This window comes from Ruegeria sp. BI12, from assembly GCF_056537985.1.
On the sequence record NZ_JBQFSL010000001.1, the window covers coordinates 503,886 to 520,364 of the forward strand.

18 protein-coding genes are annotated in these 16,479 nt (G+C 57.7%); 9 read left to right on the forward strand and 9 right to left on the reverse strand.

Features of this window, described 5'->3' with window-relative positions; translation table 11 throughout:
- The first annotated feature begins 81 nt into the window (after nucleotides 1-81).
- The 7 genes from phnG (at nucleotide 82) to phnN (ending at nucleotide 5,375) form a co-directional block, all read left to right on the forward strand.
- Nucleotides 82-540, forward strand: a complete 459-nt coding sequence (phnG, locus tag ACR0AK_RS02720) for a phosphonate C-P lyase system protein PhnG (RefSeq protein ID WP_480792280.1) — start codon at nucleotides 82-84, stop codon at nucleotides 538-540.
- Nucleotides 540-1,115, forward strand: a complete 576-nt coding sequence (gene phnH, locus ACR0AK_RS02725; RefSeq protein ID WP_480792281.1) for a phosphonate C-P lyase system protein PhnH — start codon at nucleotides 540-542, stop codon at nucleotides 1,113-1,115. Before phnG ends, phnH begins: the two co-directional genes overlap by 1 nt.
- Before the next feature lie 3 nt (nucleotides 1,116-1,118).
- Nucleotides 1,119-2,210: a carbon-phosphorus lyase complex subunit gene (locus ACR0AK_RS02730; protein ID WP_480792282.1), complete on the forward strand. Its 1,092-nt coding sequence runs from the start codon at nucleotides 1,119-1,121 to the stop codon at nucleotides 2,208-2,210.
- A 297-nt stretch (nucleotides 2,211-2,507) separates the two neighbouring features.
- Nucleotides 2,508-3,368 (forward strand): alpha-D-ribose 1-methylphosphonate 5-phosphate C-P-lyase PhnJ, encoded by an 861-nt coding sequence (locus ACR0AK_RS02735; protein ID WP_480792283.1) that lies wholly within the window; start codon nucleotides 2,508-2,510, stop codon nucleotides 3,366-3,368.
- The gene (gene phnK / locus ACR0AK_RS02740) at nucleotides 3,365-4,135 is read left to right on the forward strand and encodes a phosphonate C-P lyase system protein PhnK (RefSeq protein ID WP_480792284.1); all 771 of its coding nucleotides are present in this window, start codon (nucleotides 3,365-3,367) and stop codon (nucleotides 4,133-4,135) included. Before ACR0AK_RS02735 ends, phnK begins: the two co-directional genes overlap by 4 nt.
- 11 nt (nucleotides 4,136-4,146) lie before the next feature.
- Nucleotides 4,147-4,830 (forward strand): phosphonate C-P lyase system protein PhnL, encoded by a 684-nt coding sequence (phnL, locus tag ACR0AK_RS02745; protein WP_170561161.1) that lies wholly within the window; start codon nucleotides 4,147-4,149, stop codon nucleotides 4,828-4,830.
- Complete coding sequence (gene phnN, locus ACR0AK_RS02750) at nucleotides 4,827-5,375, forward strand: phosphonate metabolism protein/1,5-bisphosphokinase (PRPP-forming) PhnN (protein WP_480792285.1); 549 nt, start codon at nucleotides 4,827-4,829, stop codon at nucleotides 5,373-5,375. The genes phnL and phnN overlap by 4 nt, the downstream gene beginning before the upstream one ends.
- On the opposite strand, the gene ACR0AK_RS02755 is transcribed toward phnN, so the two are convergent.
- Nucleotides 5,357-6,040, reverse strand: a complete 684-nt coding sequence (locus tag ACR0AK_RS02755) for a DUF1045 domain-containing protein (RefSeq protein ID WP_480792286.1) — start codon at nucleotides 6,038-6,040, stop codon at nucleotides 5,357-5,359. The two genes, phnN and ACR0AK_RS02755, sit on opposite strands and share 19 nt — an antisense overlap.
- A 52-nt stretch (nucleotides 6,041-6,092) precedes the next feature.
- On the opposite strand from ACR0AK_RS02755, the gene ACR0AK_RS02760 reads away from it, so the two are divergent.
- Nucleotides 6,093-7,232 carry an alpha-D-ribose 1-methylphosphonate 5-triphosphate diphosphatase gene (locus tag ACR0AK_RS02760; protein WP_480792287.1) on the forward strand — a complete coding sequence of 380 codons (1,140 nt, stop codon included), beginning with the start codon at nucleotides 6,093-6,095 and terminating at the stop codon, nucleotides 7,230-7,232.
- Here ACR0AK_RS02760 and ACR0AK_RS02765 read toward each other — a convergent pair whose 3' ends face one another.
- The 8 genes from ACR0AK_RS02765 to ACR0AK_RS02800 all read right to left on the reverse strand — a co-directional run bounded on the left by ACR0AK_RS02765 (nucleotide 7,233) and on the right by ACR0AK_RS02800 (nucleotide 13,969).
- Entirely contained in the window at nucleotides 7,233-7,709 is a 477-nt protein-coding gene (locus ACR0AK_RS02765) for a class I SAM-dependent methyltransferase (protein ID WP_480792288.1), read from the reverse strand.
- 14 nt (nucleotides 7,710-7,723) lie between these two features.
- On the reverse strand, nucleotides 7,724-8,479 hold the full coding sequence (locus tag ACR0AK_RS02770; RefSeq protein WP_480792289.1) for a polysaccharide deacetylase family protein: 756 nt from the start codon (nucleotides 8,477-8,479) through the stop codon (nucleotides 7,724-7,726).
- Nucleotides 8,476-9,618 (reverse strand): glycosyltransferase family protein, encoded by a 1,143-nt coding sequence (locus ACR0AK_RS02775; RefSeq protein WP_480792290.1) that lies wholly within the window; start codon nucleotides 9,616-9,618, stop codon nucleotides 8,476-8,478. Before ACR0AK_RS02775 ends, ACR0AK_RS02770 begins: the two co-directional genes overlap by 4 nt.
- Nucleotides 9,615-10,199, reverse strand: a complete 585-nt coding sequence (locus ACR0AK_RS02780) for a histidine phosphatase family protein (RefSeq protein ID WP_480792291.1) — start codon at nucleotides 10,197-10,199, stop codon at nucleotides 9,615-9,617. Before ACR0AK_RS02780 ends, ACR0AK_RS02775 begins: the two co-directional genes overlap by 4 nt.
- Nucleotides 10,196-11,272, reverse strand: a complete 1,077-nt coding sequence (locus tag ACR0AK_RS02785) for a glycosyltransferase family 4 protein (RefSeq protein ID WP_480792292.1) — start codon at nucleotides 11,270-11,272, stop codon at nucleotides 10,196-10,198. The genes ACR0AK_RS02780 and ACR0AK_RS02785 overlap by 4 nt, the downstream gene beginning before the upstream one ends.
- Entirely contained in the window at nucleotides 11,272-12,519 is a 1,248-nt protein-coding gene (locus ACR0AK_RS02790; protein WP_480792293.1) for a glycosyltransferase family 4 protein, read from the reverse strand. The genes ACR0AK_RS02785 and ACR0AK_RS02790 overlap by 1 nt, the downstream gene beginning before the upstream one ends.
- Nucleotides 12,516-13,730, reverse strand: coding sequence for a glycosyltransferase family protein (locus tag ACR0AK_RS02795; RefSeq protein ID WP_480792294.1), 1,215 nt, complete (start codon nucleotides 13,728-13,730; stop codon nucleotides 12,516-12,518). Before ACR0AK_RS02795 ends, ACR0AK_RS02790 begins: the two co-directional genes overlap by 4 nt.
- Before the next feature lie 98 nt (nucleotides 13,731-13,828).
- Nucleotides 13,829-13,969, reverse strand: a complete 141-nt coding sequence (locus ACR0AK_RS02800) for a hypothetical protein (protein ID WP_480792295.1) — start codon at nucleotides 13,967-13,969, stop codon at nucleotides 13,829-13,831.
- A 117-nt stretch (nucleotides 13,970-14,086) separates the two neighbouring features.
- On the opposite strand from ACR0AK_RS02800, the gene ACR0AK_RS02805 reads away from it, so the two are divergent.
- A complete protein-coding gene (locus ACR0AK_RS02805) occupies nucleotides 14,087-16,462 on the forward strand; it encodes a mechanosensitive ion channel domain-containing protein (RefSeq protein WP_480792296.1) in 2,376 nt (791 codons plus the stop codon).
- Nucleotides 16,463-16,479 lie beyond the last annotated feature (17 nt).

Here is a 16,479-nt window from a genome sequence, read left to right on the forward strand (position 1 = left end):
GCGGATTGCCAGCTGCGGCGGTGAGCTGTAATATTTGTCTAGTTGTATAGTTTAGATAGACAACCCGGCCAAGAGGCTTTGATGGCAGATCAGACAAAAAAATTGAACGCGGAACGGCAGTACTGGATGGGTCTGTTGGCGCGTGCGCCAGAAAGTGCGTTGATGACACTCTGGGACAGGTACGAAACCCACTCGAGCTTTGAGTGGCTGCGAAGCCCTGAAATCGGCGGGGTCATGGTGCGCGGGCGCGCTGGAGGCACGGGCGATCGGTTCAATCTTGGTGAAATGACCGTCACACGATGTTCACTGATGTTGCCGGATGGAACAGTTGGACATGGGTACGTGCAGGGCCGGTCTAAACCCAAGGCCGAAGTGGCCGCCTTGATAGATGCTCTGATGCAGACCCCCGAAGCGGGTACGGTTCATGATCAGGTGATCGCGCCGCTCAAAGAACAGATGGAGGCTGACAAAACGGGTCGGGCTTCCAAGGCTGCGGCGACAAAAGTTGAGTTTTTCACCATGGTGAGGGGAGAAGATTGATGACGGCGCAACCCCACTATTCTGGCGGTTTTCAGAACGCACCGGTCCAGGCCGCGCATGCATTCCGCGCCGCCATGACCGTAATGGCCCGGCCCGGCGAAATCCGTGAACTAAACGGCAGTCGCCCTCCAGACCCCTTGTCTACTGCAGCGGGAACGCTGTTGCTGACTCTGTGTGATCCCGAGACAAAGGTGCACTTGGCTGGCGCGATCAATACCGATGCAGTGCGCGAATGGCTGACCTTTCACACCGGCGCGCCCCTTGCGCAGGCGGCCGATGCAGATTTCGCCGTCGGGCGCTGGGCCGAGCTGGGGTCATTGGGCACTTACCGTATCGGCACCGCTGAATACCCGGATCGGTCGGCCACATTGATTGTAGAATGTGACGAGTTGCAACAGGCCGGTGCCGAGCTAAGCGGTCCGGGGATCAAGGGAACGGCTCAGCTTTTCTTGCCGGATATTCCGGCGTTGCAGGCTAATGCGGCTTTGTACCCGCTTGGGTGCGACTTCTTTTTCACCTGCGGGAACCGGGTTGCAGCCCTTCCGCGCAGTACCCGGATCAGCATGGAGACCTAAGCAATGTATGTCGCAGTCAAGGGTGGCGAGAAGGCCATCGAAAACGCGCATGCCTGGTTGGCGGAAGAACGTCGCGGCGCACCCGACATTGCCGAGTTGAGCATCGCGCAAATCCGCGAGCAGCTGAGTCTGGCAGTCAACCGGGTGATGGCCGAGGGGTCTTTGTACGACCCCGATCTGGCGGCTTTGGCCATTAAACAAGCGCGTGGCGATCTGATCGAAGCCATCTTTCTGATACGGGCATACCGAACGACGTTGCCGCGACTTGGTTATTCGAACCCCGTCAAGACGGATGAAATGGCGTGTGATCGACGGATCTCGGCTACGTTCAAGGATGCGCCGGGTGGGCAGGTGCTGGGGCCAACCTTTGATTACACGCACCGCTTGCTGGACTTCAAATTGGCCGCAGAAGGTGAGGTTCCGGTCGCACCCACACTGCAACCCCGAACCGAGGCGACACCACATATCACGGAGTTCCTGAAGGGTGAGGACATCATTCAGGATGAACCCGCTAGTGACGCCACCCCCGGTGATCTGACGCGCGAACCGATGGAGTTTCCGTCGAACCGCCCTCTGCGTCTGCAATCCCTAACCCGCGGGGATGAGGGGTTTGTGCTGGGCATGGCCTATTCCACCCAACGCGGCTACGCCCGCAATCACGCATTCGTAGGTGAGCTGCGGATCGGAAAAGTCGCAGTTGAGATGGAAATCCCGGAACTGGGTTTCGCCATCGACATCGGCGAAATCGAATTGACTGAATGCGAGACGGTAAACCAGTTCAAGGGCTCCAAAACTGAACCGCCACAATTCACACGCGGCTATGGTCTGGTCTTTGGACAGTCTGAACGAAAATCCATTGCGATGGCCTTGGTGGACCGCGCACTGCGTTGGGAAGAGTTGGGCGAAGATAATCTGGGCGCACCCGCGCAAGACGAAGAATTTGTCCTCAGCCATGCGGATAACATTCAGGCGACGGGTTTCCTCGAGCATATCAAGCTGCCGCACTACGTGGATTTCCAGTCCGAGTTGGAACTGGTTCGCAAACTACGACGCGAAGCCGAAGAACGGATGAAGCCAAAAGAGGCTGCGGAATGAAAGTCGAGCCAAGGGAAAGGGGGCATCTATGAACTGGATAGCGCCCGTATATACGGGGTGGCAAGCCAAGATTGGGAATTTACCAACCCGCCTTATTGGCGTCGCAGGTTTCTACCGGGCGGCGAGTCCCTTCGCGCGCCAACAGATTCCCACTCGCCCTTCGGGTCACGCTTTTGCGCACGGCGACGACGCTTCGCATGACGCGAGTGAAAGAAAAGATACAGCAACAGCGCTAACAACAGCGCGCCCAACAAAAATACGTCCACAAAAACACCAAAAACAAAGTGATACATCAAAATGAATGAGTATAACTTCGCATATTTGGACGAACAAACCAAGCGAATGATCCGCCGCGCCATATTAAAAGGACTGGCAGTGCCCGGATATCAGGTCCCTTTTGCCAGTCGTGAAATGCCGATGCCCTATGGTTGGGGCACCGGTGGAGTGCAGGTTTCAGCCGCGACATTGACGCCAGAGGACACGTTAAAAGTGATCGACCAAGGTGCAGATGACACCACCAACGCCGTGTCGATCCGCAAGTTCTTTGAGAACACAGCAGGCGTGGAAACGACTGAGGAAACCGAGAAGGCCACCATTATCCAGACCCGCCATCGTATCCCCGAAGCGAAGCTACGCGAGGATCAGATTATCGTGTATCAGGTGCCAATTCCGGAACCTTTGCGCTTTTTGGAACCGCGCGAAACGGAAACGCGCAAGATGCACAGTCTTGAAGAATACGGGCTGATGCATGTGAAACTGTATGAAGACATCAGCCAACACGGGGCGATCTCGACCGCATATGCCTATCCGGTGAAAGTGTCTGACCGCTATGTGATGGACCCGTCGCCGATCCCGAAATTCGACAATCCAAAGCTTGAGATGGACGCGATCCAACTATTTGGCGCAGGTCGCGAACAACGAATTTACGCAGTTCCCCCGCACACCAAGGTCGTCAGCCTGGATTTCGAGGACTATCCTTTCGAGGCAACCAAGGCCGCTCATCCATGCGACTTGTGCGGCAGCGATGACAGCTATCTGGACGAAGTGATAATGGATGATGCTGGCAACCGGATGTTTGTCTGTTCCGACACTGATTATTGCGGGTCACGCCGAAAAGCGGGCCACAAAGGCCGACTGGCCGAGGAGAATGCGGCATGACCCCCCTGTTGCAGGTCAAAGGCATCGAAAAGCACTATGGCGCGCGGATCGGTTGCTCGGACGTGAGTTTTGATCTCCACCCCGGTGAGGTGATGGGGATCGTGGGTGAAAGCGGTTCTGGCAAGTCGACGTTGTTGAATTGCTTGGCCGGTCATTTGGAACCTGACGCTGGGCAGGTGGTTTTTGACACCCGCGCCGACGGCCCGGCGGATACGGTCACCATGTCCGAACCGGAACGCCGGATGTTAAGTCGAACGGACTGGGCTTTTGTGCACCAGCATGCGCGCGATGGCTTGCGCATGTCGGTCAGCGCTGGCGGAAATATCGGTGAGCGCCTGATGGCAGTGGGCGATCGTCACTATGGCACCATCCGCGATCGAGCGATCGATTGGTTGGGACGGGTCGAGATTGACGAGACTCGTGTTGATGACCGGCCTTCGGCCTTTTCTGGCGGGATGCAGCAGCGATTGCAGATCGCCCGCAATCTGGTCACCGGGCCGCGCCTTGTGTTCATGGATGAACCAACGGGCGGGCTGGATGTGTCGGTTCAGGCGCGTCTGCTGGATCTGCTGCGCGGGCTGGTGCGTGAGATGGGGCTGAGCGCTGTTATTGTAACCCATGATCTGGCGGTTGTTCGCCTGTTGGCAGACCGTTTGATGGTGATGAAGGACGGACGCGTTGTTGAGGCAGGGTTGACGGATCAGGTACTGGACGACCCGCAGCATGCTTACACGCAACTGCTGGTGTCCAGCGTTCTGCAGGTGTGAGGGCGAAGAAGATGATTGAACTCAAGGACGTGAGCAAAAGCTTCACCCTGCATAATCAGGGCAGTGCGGTAATTCCGGTGATGGAGGGTGCCTCGCTCAAAGTCGCCCCCGGTGAGTGCGTTGCTCTGACCGGGGCGTCGGGCGCCGGCAAATCGACGCTGATGCGGGTGATCTATGGAAATTATCTGGCCGCATCAGGCCAGGTTCTTGTCGGTGGTCTGGATGTTGCAAGGGCCGAACCACGTGAAATTCTGGCTCTGCGGCGTGAGACGCTTGGCTATGTCAGTCAGTTCCTGCGTGTTGTTCCCAGAGTGCCGACACTTGAGGTGGTGGCCGAGCCGCTGTTGGCTGTCGGATGTGCCAGGCAGGCGGCGCTGGACAAGGCGGCGGATTTGCTGGCGCGCTTGAACATTCCCGAAAGACTATGGAGCCTGAGCCCAACCACCTTTTCGGGTGGCGAGCAGCAGCGGGTGAACATTGCGCGTGGATTTGCGCATGACTACCCGGCAATGCTGCTGGATGAACCGACCGCCTCTCTGGATGCGCAAAATCGTGAAACGGTCCTGTCTTTGATCGAAGAGGCCAAAGCACGCGGTGCTGCGATTGTTGGCATCTTTCACGATATCGAAGCGCGCAACCGAGTCTGTGATTGCGAGATCGATGTATCCGAGTTCACGCCAGGAATGGTCGCATGACCCTTGCACCAATCATAGCCGTTGTAGGCCCGTCAGGAGTGGGCAAAGATAGCGTGATGGACGCGCTGGTCGCGCGGAAGCCGGGTATCCAGCGGGTTCGCCGGGTGATTACCCGCCCCAAGGGCGAAGAAGGCGAAGATTTCGACCGGGTGTCGGTCGAAATCTTCGAAAAGATGGTGCAGGACGGGACCTTTGCATTGCACTGGAAGGCGCATGGGTTGCACTACGGAATCCCGATTGAAATTGTAAAGCAACGACAATCGGCCGATGCGCTTTTGGTCAATCTGTCCCGTTCGGTTCTATTGAGCGCACAGGACGTTTTTGGCGACCTGATCGTGGTCTCGCTGACGGCGGACCCCAAGGTTCTTGCACAGCGTCTTTCCGTGCGCGGGCGGGAAAGCGCCAGTGATCAGGCCCGTCGCCTAGGGAGGGCTGGTATTGCCTTGCCGGACGGGCTGAACCGTGTGATCGAAGTTGACAATTCCGGACCGCTAGAGGTCGCGATCACCAAGATCCTTGTCGGGCTTCAACCAGAAAGGGCGTAGCGATGGATCAGATGAAACTTACCATCCTCGGCCTCGCCCATAAGCGCCAAATCCCGGATATCAAACGGAGTGGGCAACAGGGGGACCAAATGGTTCTCCAACGCTGCCTGAACCGCTTTCAGCGTTGGTTTATCCAGTTTTCCGCTGAGGGTGATGTGAAAGCGGAAGGTGTCCATCACGTAAGGATAGCCCCAACGCAGCAAGTTGGCGTCCTGTTCCGGGGTCAATCCCGAGGCGCGTCTGCGGTTCAGTTCCGCTGCGGATGCGGGGGCGCGAAAACTATCCAGTTCGCGGACGCAAGCCGCAGCCAGTGCGTTCAGAGCAGTGGTTTCGCCCAAGGGCCGCAGGGCAAGAAACCGTCCAAGCCTGGCGAGTTCAAACCCGTCCAGCGTGACGCGCGATCGCGTTTCGGCCAACTGTTCGCAGGCTTCCTGCAAATCGACCTGAGACTGCCCCTTGTTCAGGCGAAATGGCGGCTTCATGGTTGCGTGAAGGCCATATTTTCGCGGGACTTCGGTTGCAGCTGCAACATCCACACCCGTAATTACGGGGTGGGCGATCTTGGAACCAGTTTCCATGTCCCAGCCCAGCCATCGGGTTGCAAACCTCGTCCATTCGGCCTGAGCCGGTGGCGCAAAATAGATCGCGTATCGCGTGAATGTCACATTGGCCTCCTATGCGTGGCCTTCCCAATATCCCAAACCTTGTGAAGTTCAGATGACAGAAGAAATGATACTTGCCAATGCCACGCTTGTTCTTCCCGATGAGACGGTTACAGGCAGCATTCGGATCGTAGAGGGCACAATTGCTGAGGTCGCGACCGGCGCAACTGTTCCAGCTGGTGCCACGGATTGCCAAGGCGACTACGTCTGCCCGGGCCTGGTCGAACTTCACACCGACAACCTTGAGCGCCACATCCAGCCGCGCCCAAAGGTTGACTGGCCCCATGCCGCCGCCATTCTGGCCCATGATGCCGAGCTTGCCAGTACCGGGATCACCACCGTGTTCGATGCAATGCGCATCGGTTCGATTCCGTCTGGGCAGCGCTATGCCAAATACGCGCGCGGTCTGTCGCGTGAGCTGTGGCAACTGCGGGAACAGGACGCGCTGAAGATCAGCCATTTTCTGCATTTACGCGCCGAGATCTGTTCGGAAACCCTGACCGAGGAATTGGCCGAATTCGGGCCTGAGGACCGCGTAGGTTTGGTCTCACTCATGGATCACACGCCGGGACAGCGCCAGTTCCGAGATATGTCTAAGTTGCAAGCGTATCTGAAAGGCAAGTTGGGGCTGGAGGGCGATGGTTTCATGCAACACGTGGCCGACCTTAAGGCGATGCGCGACCGCTATGGCGATCAGCATGAGGTAGAGACGGTAAAAGCCGCCAAACGCTTTGGTGCGATGCTGGCCAGCCATGATGACACAACGGACGAACAAGTGCGCATATCGGCCGGTCACGGGATTACGCTTGCCGAATTTCCGACTACGGTCGAGGCCGCGCAGTCCTGTCAGGACCACGGCATCAAGGTAATGATGGGGGCGCCGAACGTGATACGCGGCGGGTCACATTCCGGCAATGTCGCAGCGCACGAACTGGCTGCGCTTGGCTATTTGGACATCCTGTCCTCGGACTATGTGCCCTCCGCATTGTTGCTGTCCGCTGCGCGACTGGGTGAGGTGTGGGGCGATTTTGCCCGCGGTTTGAGAACCGTCACAAAAACACCGGCGGATGTCGTTGGGCTTGATGACCGTGGTGCGCTGCGGGCAGGCGCGCGCGCGGACATCATCCGGTTCCGAATGCGCGAAGGCATCCCAGCTTTGGACGGCGTTTGGTCGCGCGGGCGCCGCGTCGCCTGATCAGGCCCGGTAGAACAAGTAGCGGTCCGGTGCGATGGTGTCCGGGCCGCTGATCTGTTCAAGGCCAACAAGCGGCTGGCCCGAGATCAACAGACCTCCTGGCAGCATCACCTGTGCGATCAAAGGGCTGAGGCGCGCAGCTTCGGCGACGTCCTCTTCCTTGACGCCGCGCCCGAAATCATAGTGGGCCAGCGCAATTTTTGGTCCACCTTGCGCGAGATTCTGCAACATCGGCTCGGCTTCACCCTGCAGAAAATCCTCTGCCGGAGGGGTGCTGGAAGGATGACATTGCAGCACGCGGTCCATAACCCAAATCCTACGATCCGGTAGAATTTCCCGCAGGTGGTCATAGGTGCGCCCGTTTCCCAAGCCCATGTCCAGCACGTCGCCTGCCATATCCGAGATCTGATCGACCGCCCAATTCAAACCATCACGTTGTGCGGTCAGGCGGCGCAGCATGGAATCCAGTCGGCTCATTCAGATCTCCGTATTCAGTCGGTATTGGCGGCAGACCAGACAAAACCCGGCCCATCCAGCAGCCGGTTCAGTAGGTCATGGGTAAAGGCCCAGATGTCCTCATCATGAACCAGATGGTGGGTCAAGACACCAAAGGGCTCGGCGTTGTCTGCGCCGCCCTCACGGCGGTCTCGCAGCAGCTGCGTCGTTTTGGCGATCAATGTATCGGCGTCAGCCAGTCCGCGTGATCCGCGCCAGTCGATTGGGTCCAGATGCGTGTTAACCTGGATCACCCCGGGGGCCGCCTGCGCGTTCGACCGCGGCGTAGCGGTCGACAAGATGCGGTATCCTGCTGCAGGCAACTCCTGCACGACCTTTGTTGCGATGCGGTTCCAGGGCGGCACGAACATAGGGCAAAGCCGATCCCCGAACAGCGCACGCATGCGCGACATTCCGGAACGGACATCTTGAGTGATTTCGGCCATGTCCCGATGCATGCGAAACTCGGATTTCTTTTCATCCGGCGGTGCGTGATTCAAATGAGCCCATCCGTGCACGACCGGGATAATGTTTGAATGGGCATCTACATATTCGACCAAGACGTCTTTGACGTCGCGTGGGACAATGGCCAGATGAATGGGCACCCCAAGTTGGTCGGACATTGTAGACAACCGATCAAGCTGGGGCGTCGCAGAAATGGCATCATCGTCACGCCACCAGAGAGGCAGGGTCAGCCCCTGCTGCTGCCAGATTTCCAACTCAACCGTCAGATTACGCCAATCAAGACTCATCCACGACGCTCCAACAGTGTTTTGGTAATCTGCACAGATTGTGCGGCCCCATTGAACCCCTGATCTGAGACCGCGCGAGGGTTCGACGAAATCACACGATTGACGGTCTCTGCCAGCAGATCACCGTTTAAGTCTTTGCTTGCGATGACATCTATGGCGGGCAGATCCGCAAGGGTGCGCGCGCGCAGACTTTGTTCAACCTCATTGCCATCATCGAAAGGGATGAAAACGGCTGGGGTTCCTGTTTGGAGAATATCCAACGCTGTATTGTAACCACACATGCTGACTGACGCAGCTGCCTGGGGCAACATTTGGCGAAAGTCGGGGCGCACCGGTTCCAGAAGGACAGGGGCATCCCTTACGGTTTTTTCCATCTCTTCAATGCGTGCCTTCGCGTCCTGCCCGCCGACCAACAGGCGCCAGCGCTTGTTGGGCATCTTTCGGGCGGCCTCGATGGCCGCATAAAAGATGGGCTGTCCCACCGAACCGCCACCGGCGCTGACTAGAACTTCGTCCTTGCCGATGGCCTCTTGGTGGGGCAGCGGCGCTGATGGAGCCACGAAACCGGTATAGAACAGGCGACGTTCCAGGTTCTCGGATACGGGCCAGCTAACGTTCAGTGGCACAACGCTCTGGTCCGAATGAACAAGGATTCCGTCGTAGTATTCCGCGATGATCTCTTCGGCTCGCTCGGCCTTCGCAGGCTTGGAGGGCGGCGCAAGAATATCCCGGATCGAACCAAGAATTACAGGGCGCGGGCGCACGTCGCGGGCTGCCTCCAGCGCGGCCGAAAACTCACTTGTCAGAGAACGGCGGCCAAACGGATAAAGCTCAGTGATCAAAACGTCCGGTGCAAAGCTGCGAATGGCCTCGACCAGAGCAGTCTTGCGTGCCTCAAAATACTCCTCATCCGCAACCAGGCCAGCCTGTGTCAAAAGGCGGGTGAAATCAGTGCCGTCCGAGCGTAAGGGCGGCAGACCCAGCAGGGTCATCCCGGTGGTGTCCAGCTGCGGAGCGGGCATCCCACCAGAGACCACAAAAGTCTCGTGACCATCCCCGACAAAGGCTCGCCCCAGTGTCAAGGCGCGGCTCAGATGCCCGGTGCCCAGCAGGTGGGTGACAACGATCATGACCTTCATGAATGGGCATCCTGTCGGAGCAGGCGAACCGGTTCAGCCTGCGGCTGAAAACTATCCATATCAACGATATAAAGGCGGTTTCGTTTGATCTTGAATGGGGCGTCGCCGTCAAAATTCCACCCCCAGGCCTGGGCCAGAATGACGCGCATAATCCCAATGTGGCACACGGCGAGTGTGTCGCCTTTCAGCTCGTCCAGCCAAGGTTGCAACCGCGCCCGGACATCCGCCGGGCTTTCACCGTTCGGTGGGCGAAAGTCCCAGCCCCAGTCCTCGATATGGCGATATCCGCTTTCGGGGTCCGCGATCAGATCAACGCCGCGCTGGCCTTCCCAATCGCCCCAGTTCATCTCTGTCAGTGCTTCCGAAACCATTGGATCTCGCCCCGCGACCAACGTGGCGGTTTCGCTGGCGCGATGCAGTGGGCTGGACCAGAGCGCGGCCGTGTTCCACGGCTCGGGTAGTTCGTAGCCGGCCAGTTCAGCGCGCGCGTCATCATCAAGGGGAATGTCACTGCGACCCTGAATACGTCCAGCGCGGTTCCAATGAGTGTGGCCGTGGCGTAGTAGGGAAAGTCGGCTCATGCATTGCCTCCGATCAAAGCCCGGGCAGCCTGCCAGAACCGTTCGGTTGCCGCGGGCATAAGGTGGCGGTTGGAAATATACTCTTGGGCACTCGCGCCAAGTGAACGGCGTAGGGCAGGGTCGGCTAGCAGCGTCTGTAGTCTGGCGGCAAGCCCTTCGGATCCGGCATCGACCGTGGGATAGTCATCCGGTGCCAGAACATCGCGAACGCCGGGCCTGCTCTGCGCAACAACGGGAACTCCACTTGCCTGCGCCTCAAGGTAGATCATGCCATATGCTTCATTGACACCAGGCCAAACCAAGACCGATGCGGTCGCATAAGACTCTTGAAGAGCGTCGCGATCCAACTGCCCCAGAAACCGGACCTTCGATCCAAATGGTGCCATAAGATCTTCGATCTCTGCGCGCGCGGGTCCATCTCCTGCAATGTCCAAAACCCAATCCCCGGTCAGATGCGACAGTGCCTGCGCCAGCAGTTGATACGAAGCCATCTTGTCGCCATGCCGCATCATTCCTACCGTCAACATTGACCCGTCACACGAGGACGCAGACGGCAGCGATGTGACCGGCAAAAAGGGCGGTAACTCGATCAGGCGTTGATCGCCGCATTTTTCACGCTCCAGCGTGATCAGGTCGTTGGCTGTGTGGTAAAAAATGACGTCCGCCGCGTCGCAGGCGTCATGTGCAGCCTTCGCAAAATCGGACCACGGGCCGTTTAGACGGCTTGTCGCACGGGTACTTTCCAATTGCACATAAGGTATGTCCCGGGCGGCACACACTTTGGGTCCCAACAAATCAGGGGCTTTGTAATAGTTGTGATAGGTCACCCACAAATTCGTGTCTGCGGGCATGTCAGCGATCAGTCGCCGGGCCTCAACATCGGCTTGGAAACGCAGTCGCTGCTGAACTTCTGCGTCGCCGGTTTTGTCATAAATACGCAAGTCCGTGACCAGATCGACCTTGTCGCCCTGCGCCCCGATCGCTCCGATAAGGTTACGCGCCATTTCTCTGTCTCCCGACGGCACCGGGCTGTTCGGCGATTTCATCGGTGAGAAAAAGGCGACGCGGGCCATCAGTCTTTGTCCGCGCCCAACGCGCTGAGCCGTTTGGACAGTAGGGCAATGCCGGGATCCATGCGGAATTCATCAATCAGACGGGAATAGGCAGCCGCAGCCATCGACGCTGTGCGTTCCGGTTGCGCGGCCAACTCGGTGATTGCACCAGCAAGTGCCGTTGGGTTGTCGTCTGACAAAACACCATGTGTTCCGGTTTCTATGAATTCCGGAATTGCAGAGACCGGCGTCGACAGAATCGGCAATAGCTGAGATGCAGCCTCCATCAGGACATTTGGCAGCCCGTCGCGGTCACCGTCCTCAGCAATCCGGCTGGGCAGAACAAACAGATCAGATGCGCGCATGGCCTCGATCACTTCGGGCTGATCACAGGCCCCTTTCCAGGTGATCCGGTCTGCGATACCAGCGGTCTCAGCCCTTTTGCGCAGGTCTTCCCCCAGTGCACCGCCGCCTATGTGGGTCCAGTGCCAGTCCAGCGAATTGGTCAGAAGAGAAAAGGCATCAATCAGGCGGTCAAAGCCCTTCTTCTCAACCAGACGACCGACCGATAGCATTTGGAACGGCCCATCCGGTGCCCGAGCCGTACGGGCAGGTGGGCTGGGGAAACGGTTCAGGTCCAGACCGTGATATATCAGGTCGATCCGTGCGGGGTCATCGGCAAGACTGCGCAAATGGGCGGCCCCAATCGCTGTGCAGGTTGCGCCGAAGGCCGCTCCGTGAGTGCTCGCCTGTAATTTCTCGGCCTTTTCCCAGTCCGGCGAGGTCCAGATGTCTTTGGCGTGTGCCGAAAAACTCCAAGGCAGGCCGCGCATGATTGCAGCGTAGCGAGCGACCGATGACGGAGTGTGCATGAAATGCGCGTACATCACCTGCGTTTCACCAGGCAATTCGGCGGCCAGAACGCAGGCCTGCCCAAAACGCCGGATGCGGTTATGCGTCGGGTCGCGACGTAGGTCAGAACGCCAGACCTTGTATGCCTCGTCATAGCCGAGCATTGTTCGCGCAGTATGGCGAGCGGCCCAGACGCGATCTGGTTCTTCGTACAGATATTCCGGCAGGTAGTGGACCTGCCCCTTGAACCGGTCATGCAGCGGGTGGCGTTTGATGTCGGTGGGGTGGCGCAGGGACCAGATGTCAAAACGGTGGCCAGCATCCTGCAGCGCCACAAGTTCCTGTGCGATGAACGTCTCGGAAAGGCGCGGCCATCCTTTGACCAGCACCGCGAGCTTGGGTTTTTCTGAAGTCATCCGGTGGCTCGTTCCCGTTCCCCACCAAGCAACGCGTCCACGCGGCTTGTCACATAGTCCAGACCGTCCAACAAGCCTTCGCGGATCGCCTGAGACGGCAAAGGCTGATGCGGCAGATTGCGAATAGCTTCAATCATCGCGTCCGCCGTCAACCCATCGCGGTTTTCGTCCAGCATTCTGACAAGCCCCAGGCCTTCGGCACGAGAGGCGCGGATCCATTGCTCCAACCGCGGCGTGGTGCGTGGAACGATGACCGCACGTTTGTCGAACGACAGAACCTCGCAGAACGTGTTGTATCCACCCATGCAAACGACACCTGCAGCCCCGGCAAACAGCGTTTCGATCTGCGATTCAAAGCCAACGGCCGTGACCCGGCCGTTCAGCGCGGCAACACGAGTCTCGAACTCTTCGCGCAATTCTCCCGATAGGAAGGGGCCATAGACAAGTACAGCGCGCGGCGACAGGCTGGGGTCTTTTTCATAGGCCGACAAAACCTGATTCACCATGGCTTTGCCGTCGCCACCGCCACCTGGCGTTATCAGGATGTATGGCTGTTCGGGCGGATCACCAATCGGGCCAAGGTCGCGGCGCAGATAGCCGGTCCAGTGGATGCGCGACTGCGCAGCCGGGCTAAGCGGCAAGCCTTCGGTCGGATCATAGATCGAGCGTAACCCGTACACCCAGATTTCGTCGTAAAACTTCTCGGTCGCCGCAATGGCCTCTTTCCGTTCCCACTCGGCGGCCAGTACTTCGGGTTCGTCCAGAACATCGCGAAGGCCAAGGACCAATTTGGTGCGGCGGGTCCGCTGCAGGTTGTCAAGAGTGGGCAACAGCTCGCTGCGGAAACCGGTTGGTTCCTTGTCGACGATCAGAACGTCGGGATCGAACTGCTGCACCGCTGTCTGGATCAGCCCCGCACGCAACTCGGTCACTTCCTCGATACCCATGCCGATCGTTTGGGACGCATAAGAACCATCAGCGCGCTTCGTCACACCAGGTAACCGCACGTGATCAACACGGCGCGGAAAGGTGAAACGTCCTGCTACCGGGGATCCGGTCAGTATCAGGGCCGATGCAAATGGGTCTGCCTGAGTGATAGCGCTTGCCAATGCACGGGACCGGCGCAGATGACCCAACCCGAACGTATCGTGGCTGTAAAACAGGATGCGCGGCGTACGGCCGGTTGTTTCGTTTTTTCTTACTAGGCTCATGCCTTTGCCCAATTTAGTGTTCTGGTGCAACTCCGCGCGCTTGCACCCGTATCGTATATATTTTTTTCAGCCGCATGCAAAATCACTGATCGCACCAGTTATTCCCGGCCTGTGCCGATTTTAGCCGTCGGTTTCGCACCCGCGCCTTGTTCTGCATCATTTTCCCGCTCATCCGTCATGATGACAGCACCTGGTCGGTCATATTCAGTTTTTTCCAGGTTGCAAACACTTCTGTTCATAGCATGGTTCCGGGAACACGACTTGACACGATCTTGAGAACCCGGGGGTTGACTATTTGAACCCGCCACTTGGCTTCGATAACCTGTGTTGCGACAGATAAATTGGAAATACACCCGATGACACGCACATTGCTGGCCGGATTAACGCTTTTAATTTGGTCCCTTACTTTGACACTGGTCACCGGAGCGGACGCGCAAACCTCGCTCATACCGGGGTATCCCTCGGCTGGGGGCAGCAGTTCGGAAACAACCGACGACAGTGACCTGGCTACGGCGATACGATCCGCGACCGAAGCCGGGGCCAGTGTGATTGTCATCGACAGCGCCGGTCAGATCGTGTCCTCCGGCGCACAAAACGATGTCTCTTCTGAGGCTGCCGCGGCGGACCCGATGGCTGACGGTTCGCAGCTTATGAAAGCGCAGGAGCGGTTTTCGAAGTTTCGCGAATCTATGAACTCAAGGCTTCAGGCGCTGCCCTATTCGATTTTCGAGGTGCAATACATCCTGCGTCAGACCAGCCCGGATGGTCGCATACAGACCTATGTCGAGGTCCTGTTCTGGAACGTTCTTTTCCTTTTGATCGGGCGATGGTTGTCGATTGAAATATACGGCAAGCGTATCGCAAAACGAATTGTAGTCGCGCGATCAAAAGAAGATCCGCAAGGCTATCGAGAGAAAATGCCGTTTTTGGTGTTCCGTTTCCTGATGGGGATAGGAGCCACGATTTTTGCCATGCTGATGGCGCTGATTGTCGGATTCGTGTTTTTTGGCGAGGCCGAAGATATTTCGATCCAGTTCACGGTAACAGCTATTTTCACCGCCTTCTTCCTGTCGCGCACGGTGTCTGACCTGTGGCGTATGGTTCTTTCCCCGTATCTGAGCCAATATCGTCTGCCGCCTTTCTCGGATCGTGATGCCAAACGTTTGTACATCTGGGCTTCGGCACTGGCGACATACGACATTACGGTGGTGCTTTTTGCGACGTGGGTGGCGGATTTCGGGCTGAACTACAACGTCTACGCCATGGTCTATGGTAGCCTGACGATGCTTGGCGCGATCGGTAATGTCCTTATGATCCTGTTCAACGCGCGTGCCATTTCAAACGCAATTCGCGGTGGACGGACCCCGGATCAGGTGTCGTGGATTCTGCGCTTGATCTCGTTTGCATGGGCGCCGGTTCTGATCCTCTACATGGTGTTCAGCTGGATCAAACTGGCTGTCGACCTCGTGCTTGAAATCCAAAACTCAATCCCGATCGTGGCCAGCAGCTATGCGATCTTCATGTCGGTTGTAGTTGCTTATGGGGCCATGAACTACCTTCTAGAGCGGTATTTCAATCGGAACCGCCAACTGGAAGAATTGAACGTGGATGCCGACGAGGCGGATCCTGAGGTTGAAGTAATCGAGACGCCGCAGGCGGAAATGCGCAAGCACTCGATCCTGACCTACGAAGATCTGGCGCGACGGGTCGCAGGTATTCTGGCCTTTGTTGTTGGTCTGTATGCACTGGTGGTCATCTGGAATCCGGATGCCAGCTGGAGCGAGGACCTGCCGATCGAACGGGCGTTGGACGTGATGGTGATCCTCTTCATGGGGTACATTCTGTTCCATTTCTTCCGCATCTGGATCGATTCGAAAATCGCGCAGGAAATTGACGATGGCGGCGGTGAAGCCGAGCTGGGCGATGAAGGCGGAGAAGGTGGGCAGAGCCGACTTGCAACGCTGTTGCCCTTGTTTCGCGGCGCCATATTGGCCGTAGTTGTCGTGACCATCGCCCTGATTGCCCTGATGGAATTGGGTATCAATGTCAGTCCGTTGTTCGCGGGTGCCGGTGTTGTCGGTCTGGCGGTAGGCTTTGGGTCACAGACACTGGTCCGCGATATCTTTTCGGGGGCGTTCTTCCTGATGGATGACGCGTTCCGCAAGGGGGAATACATCGACATCGGCGACGTTAAGGGAACGGTAGAAAAGATCTCGGTCCGGTCGTTCCAACTGCGTCACCATCTGGGCGCGCTGAACACCATTCCCTTTGGTGAGATCAAGGTCCTGACAAACTACTCCCGCGATTGGGTTATCATGAAGCTGCCGCTGCGGGTGACCTATGACACGGACGTTGAGAAGGTGCGTAAGCTGATCAAGAAACTGGGCCAGCAGTTGCTGAGCGATCCGGTGATCGGCGACAACTTTATCCAACCACTGAAGTCGCAAGGCGTGATTGAAATGCAGGACTCTGCGATGATCATTCGGGTCAAGTTCATGACCAAACCGGGCGATCAATGGCTGGTACGCAAGAAGGTCTATCAGGACATCCGGGAATTGTTTGCCCGCGAAGGCATCAAGTTTGCGCACCGTGAAGTCACGGTACGGTTGGCAGAGGGCAAGGAGCCGGAAGATCTGACGCCGAAACAGAGAGAAGCAGTTACTGGTGCGGTGCAGGCTGCGATTGACGAGGACTATTTGGACGATATCGGCCCGGGTGGAGATGATCGCTGAGTGCCTCTCCCGCCCCT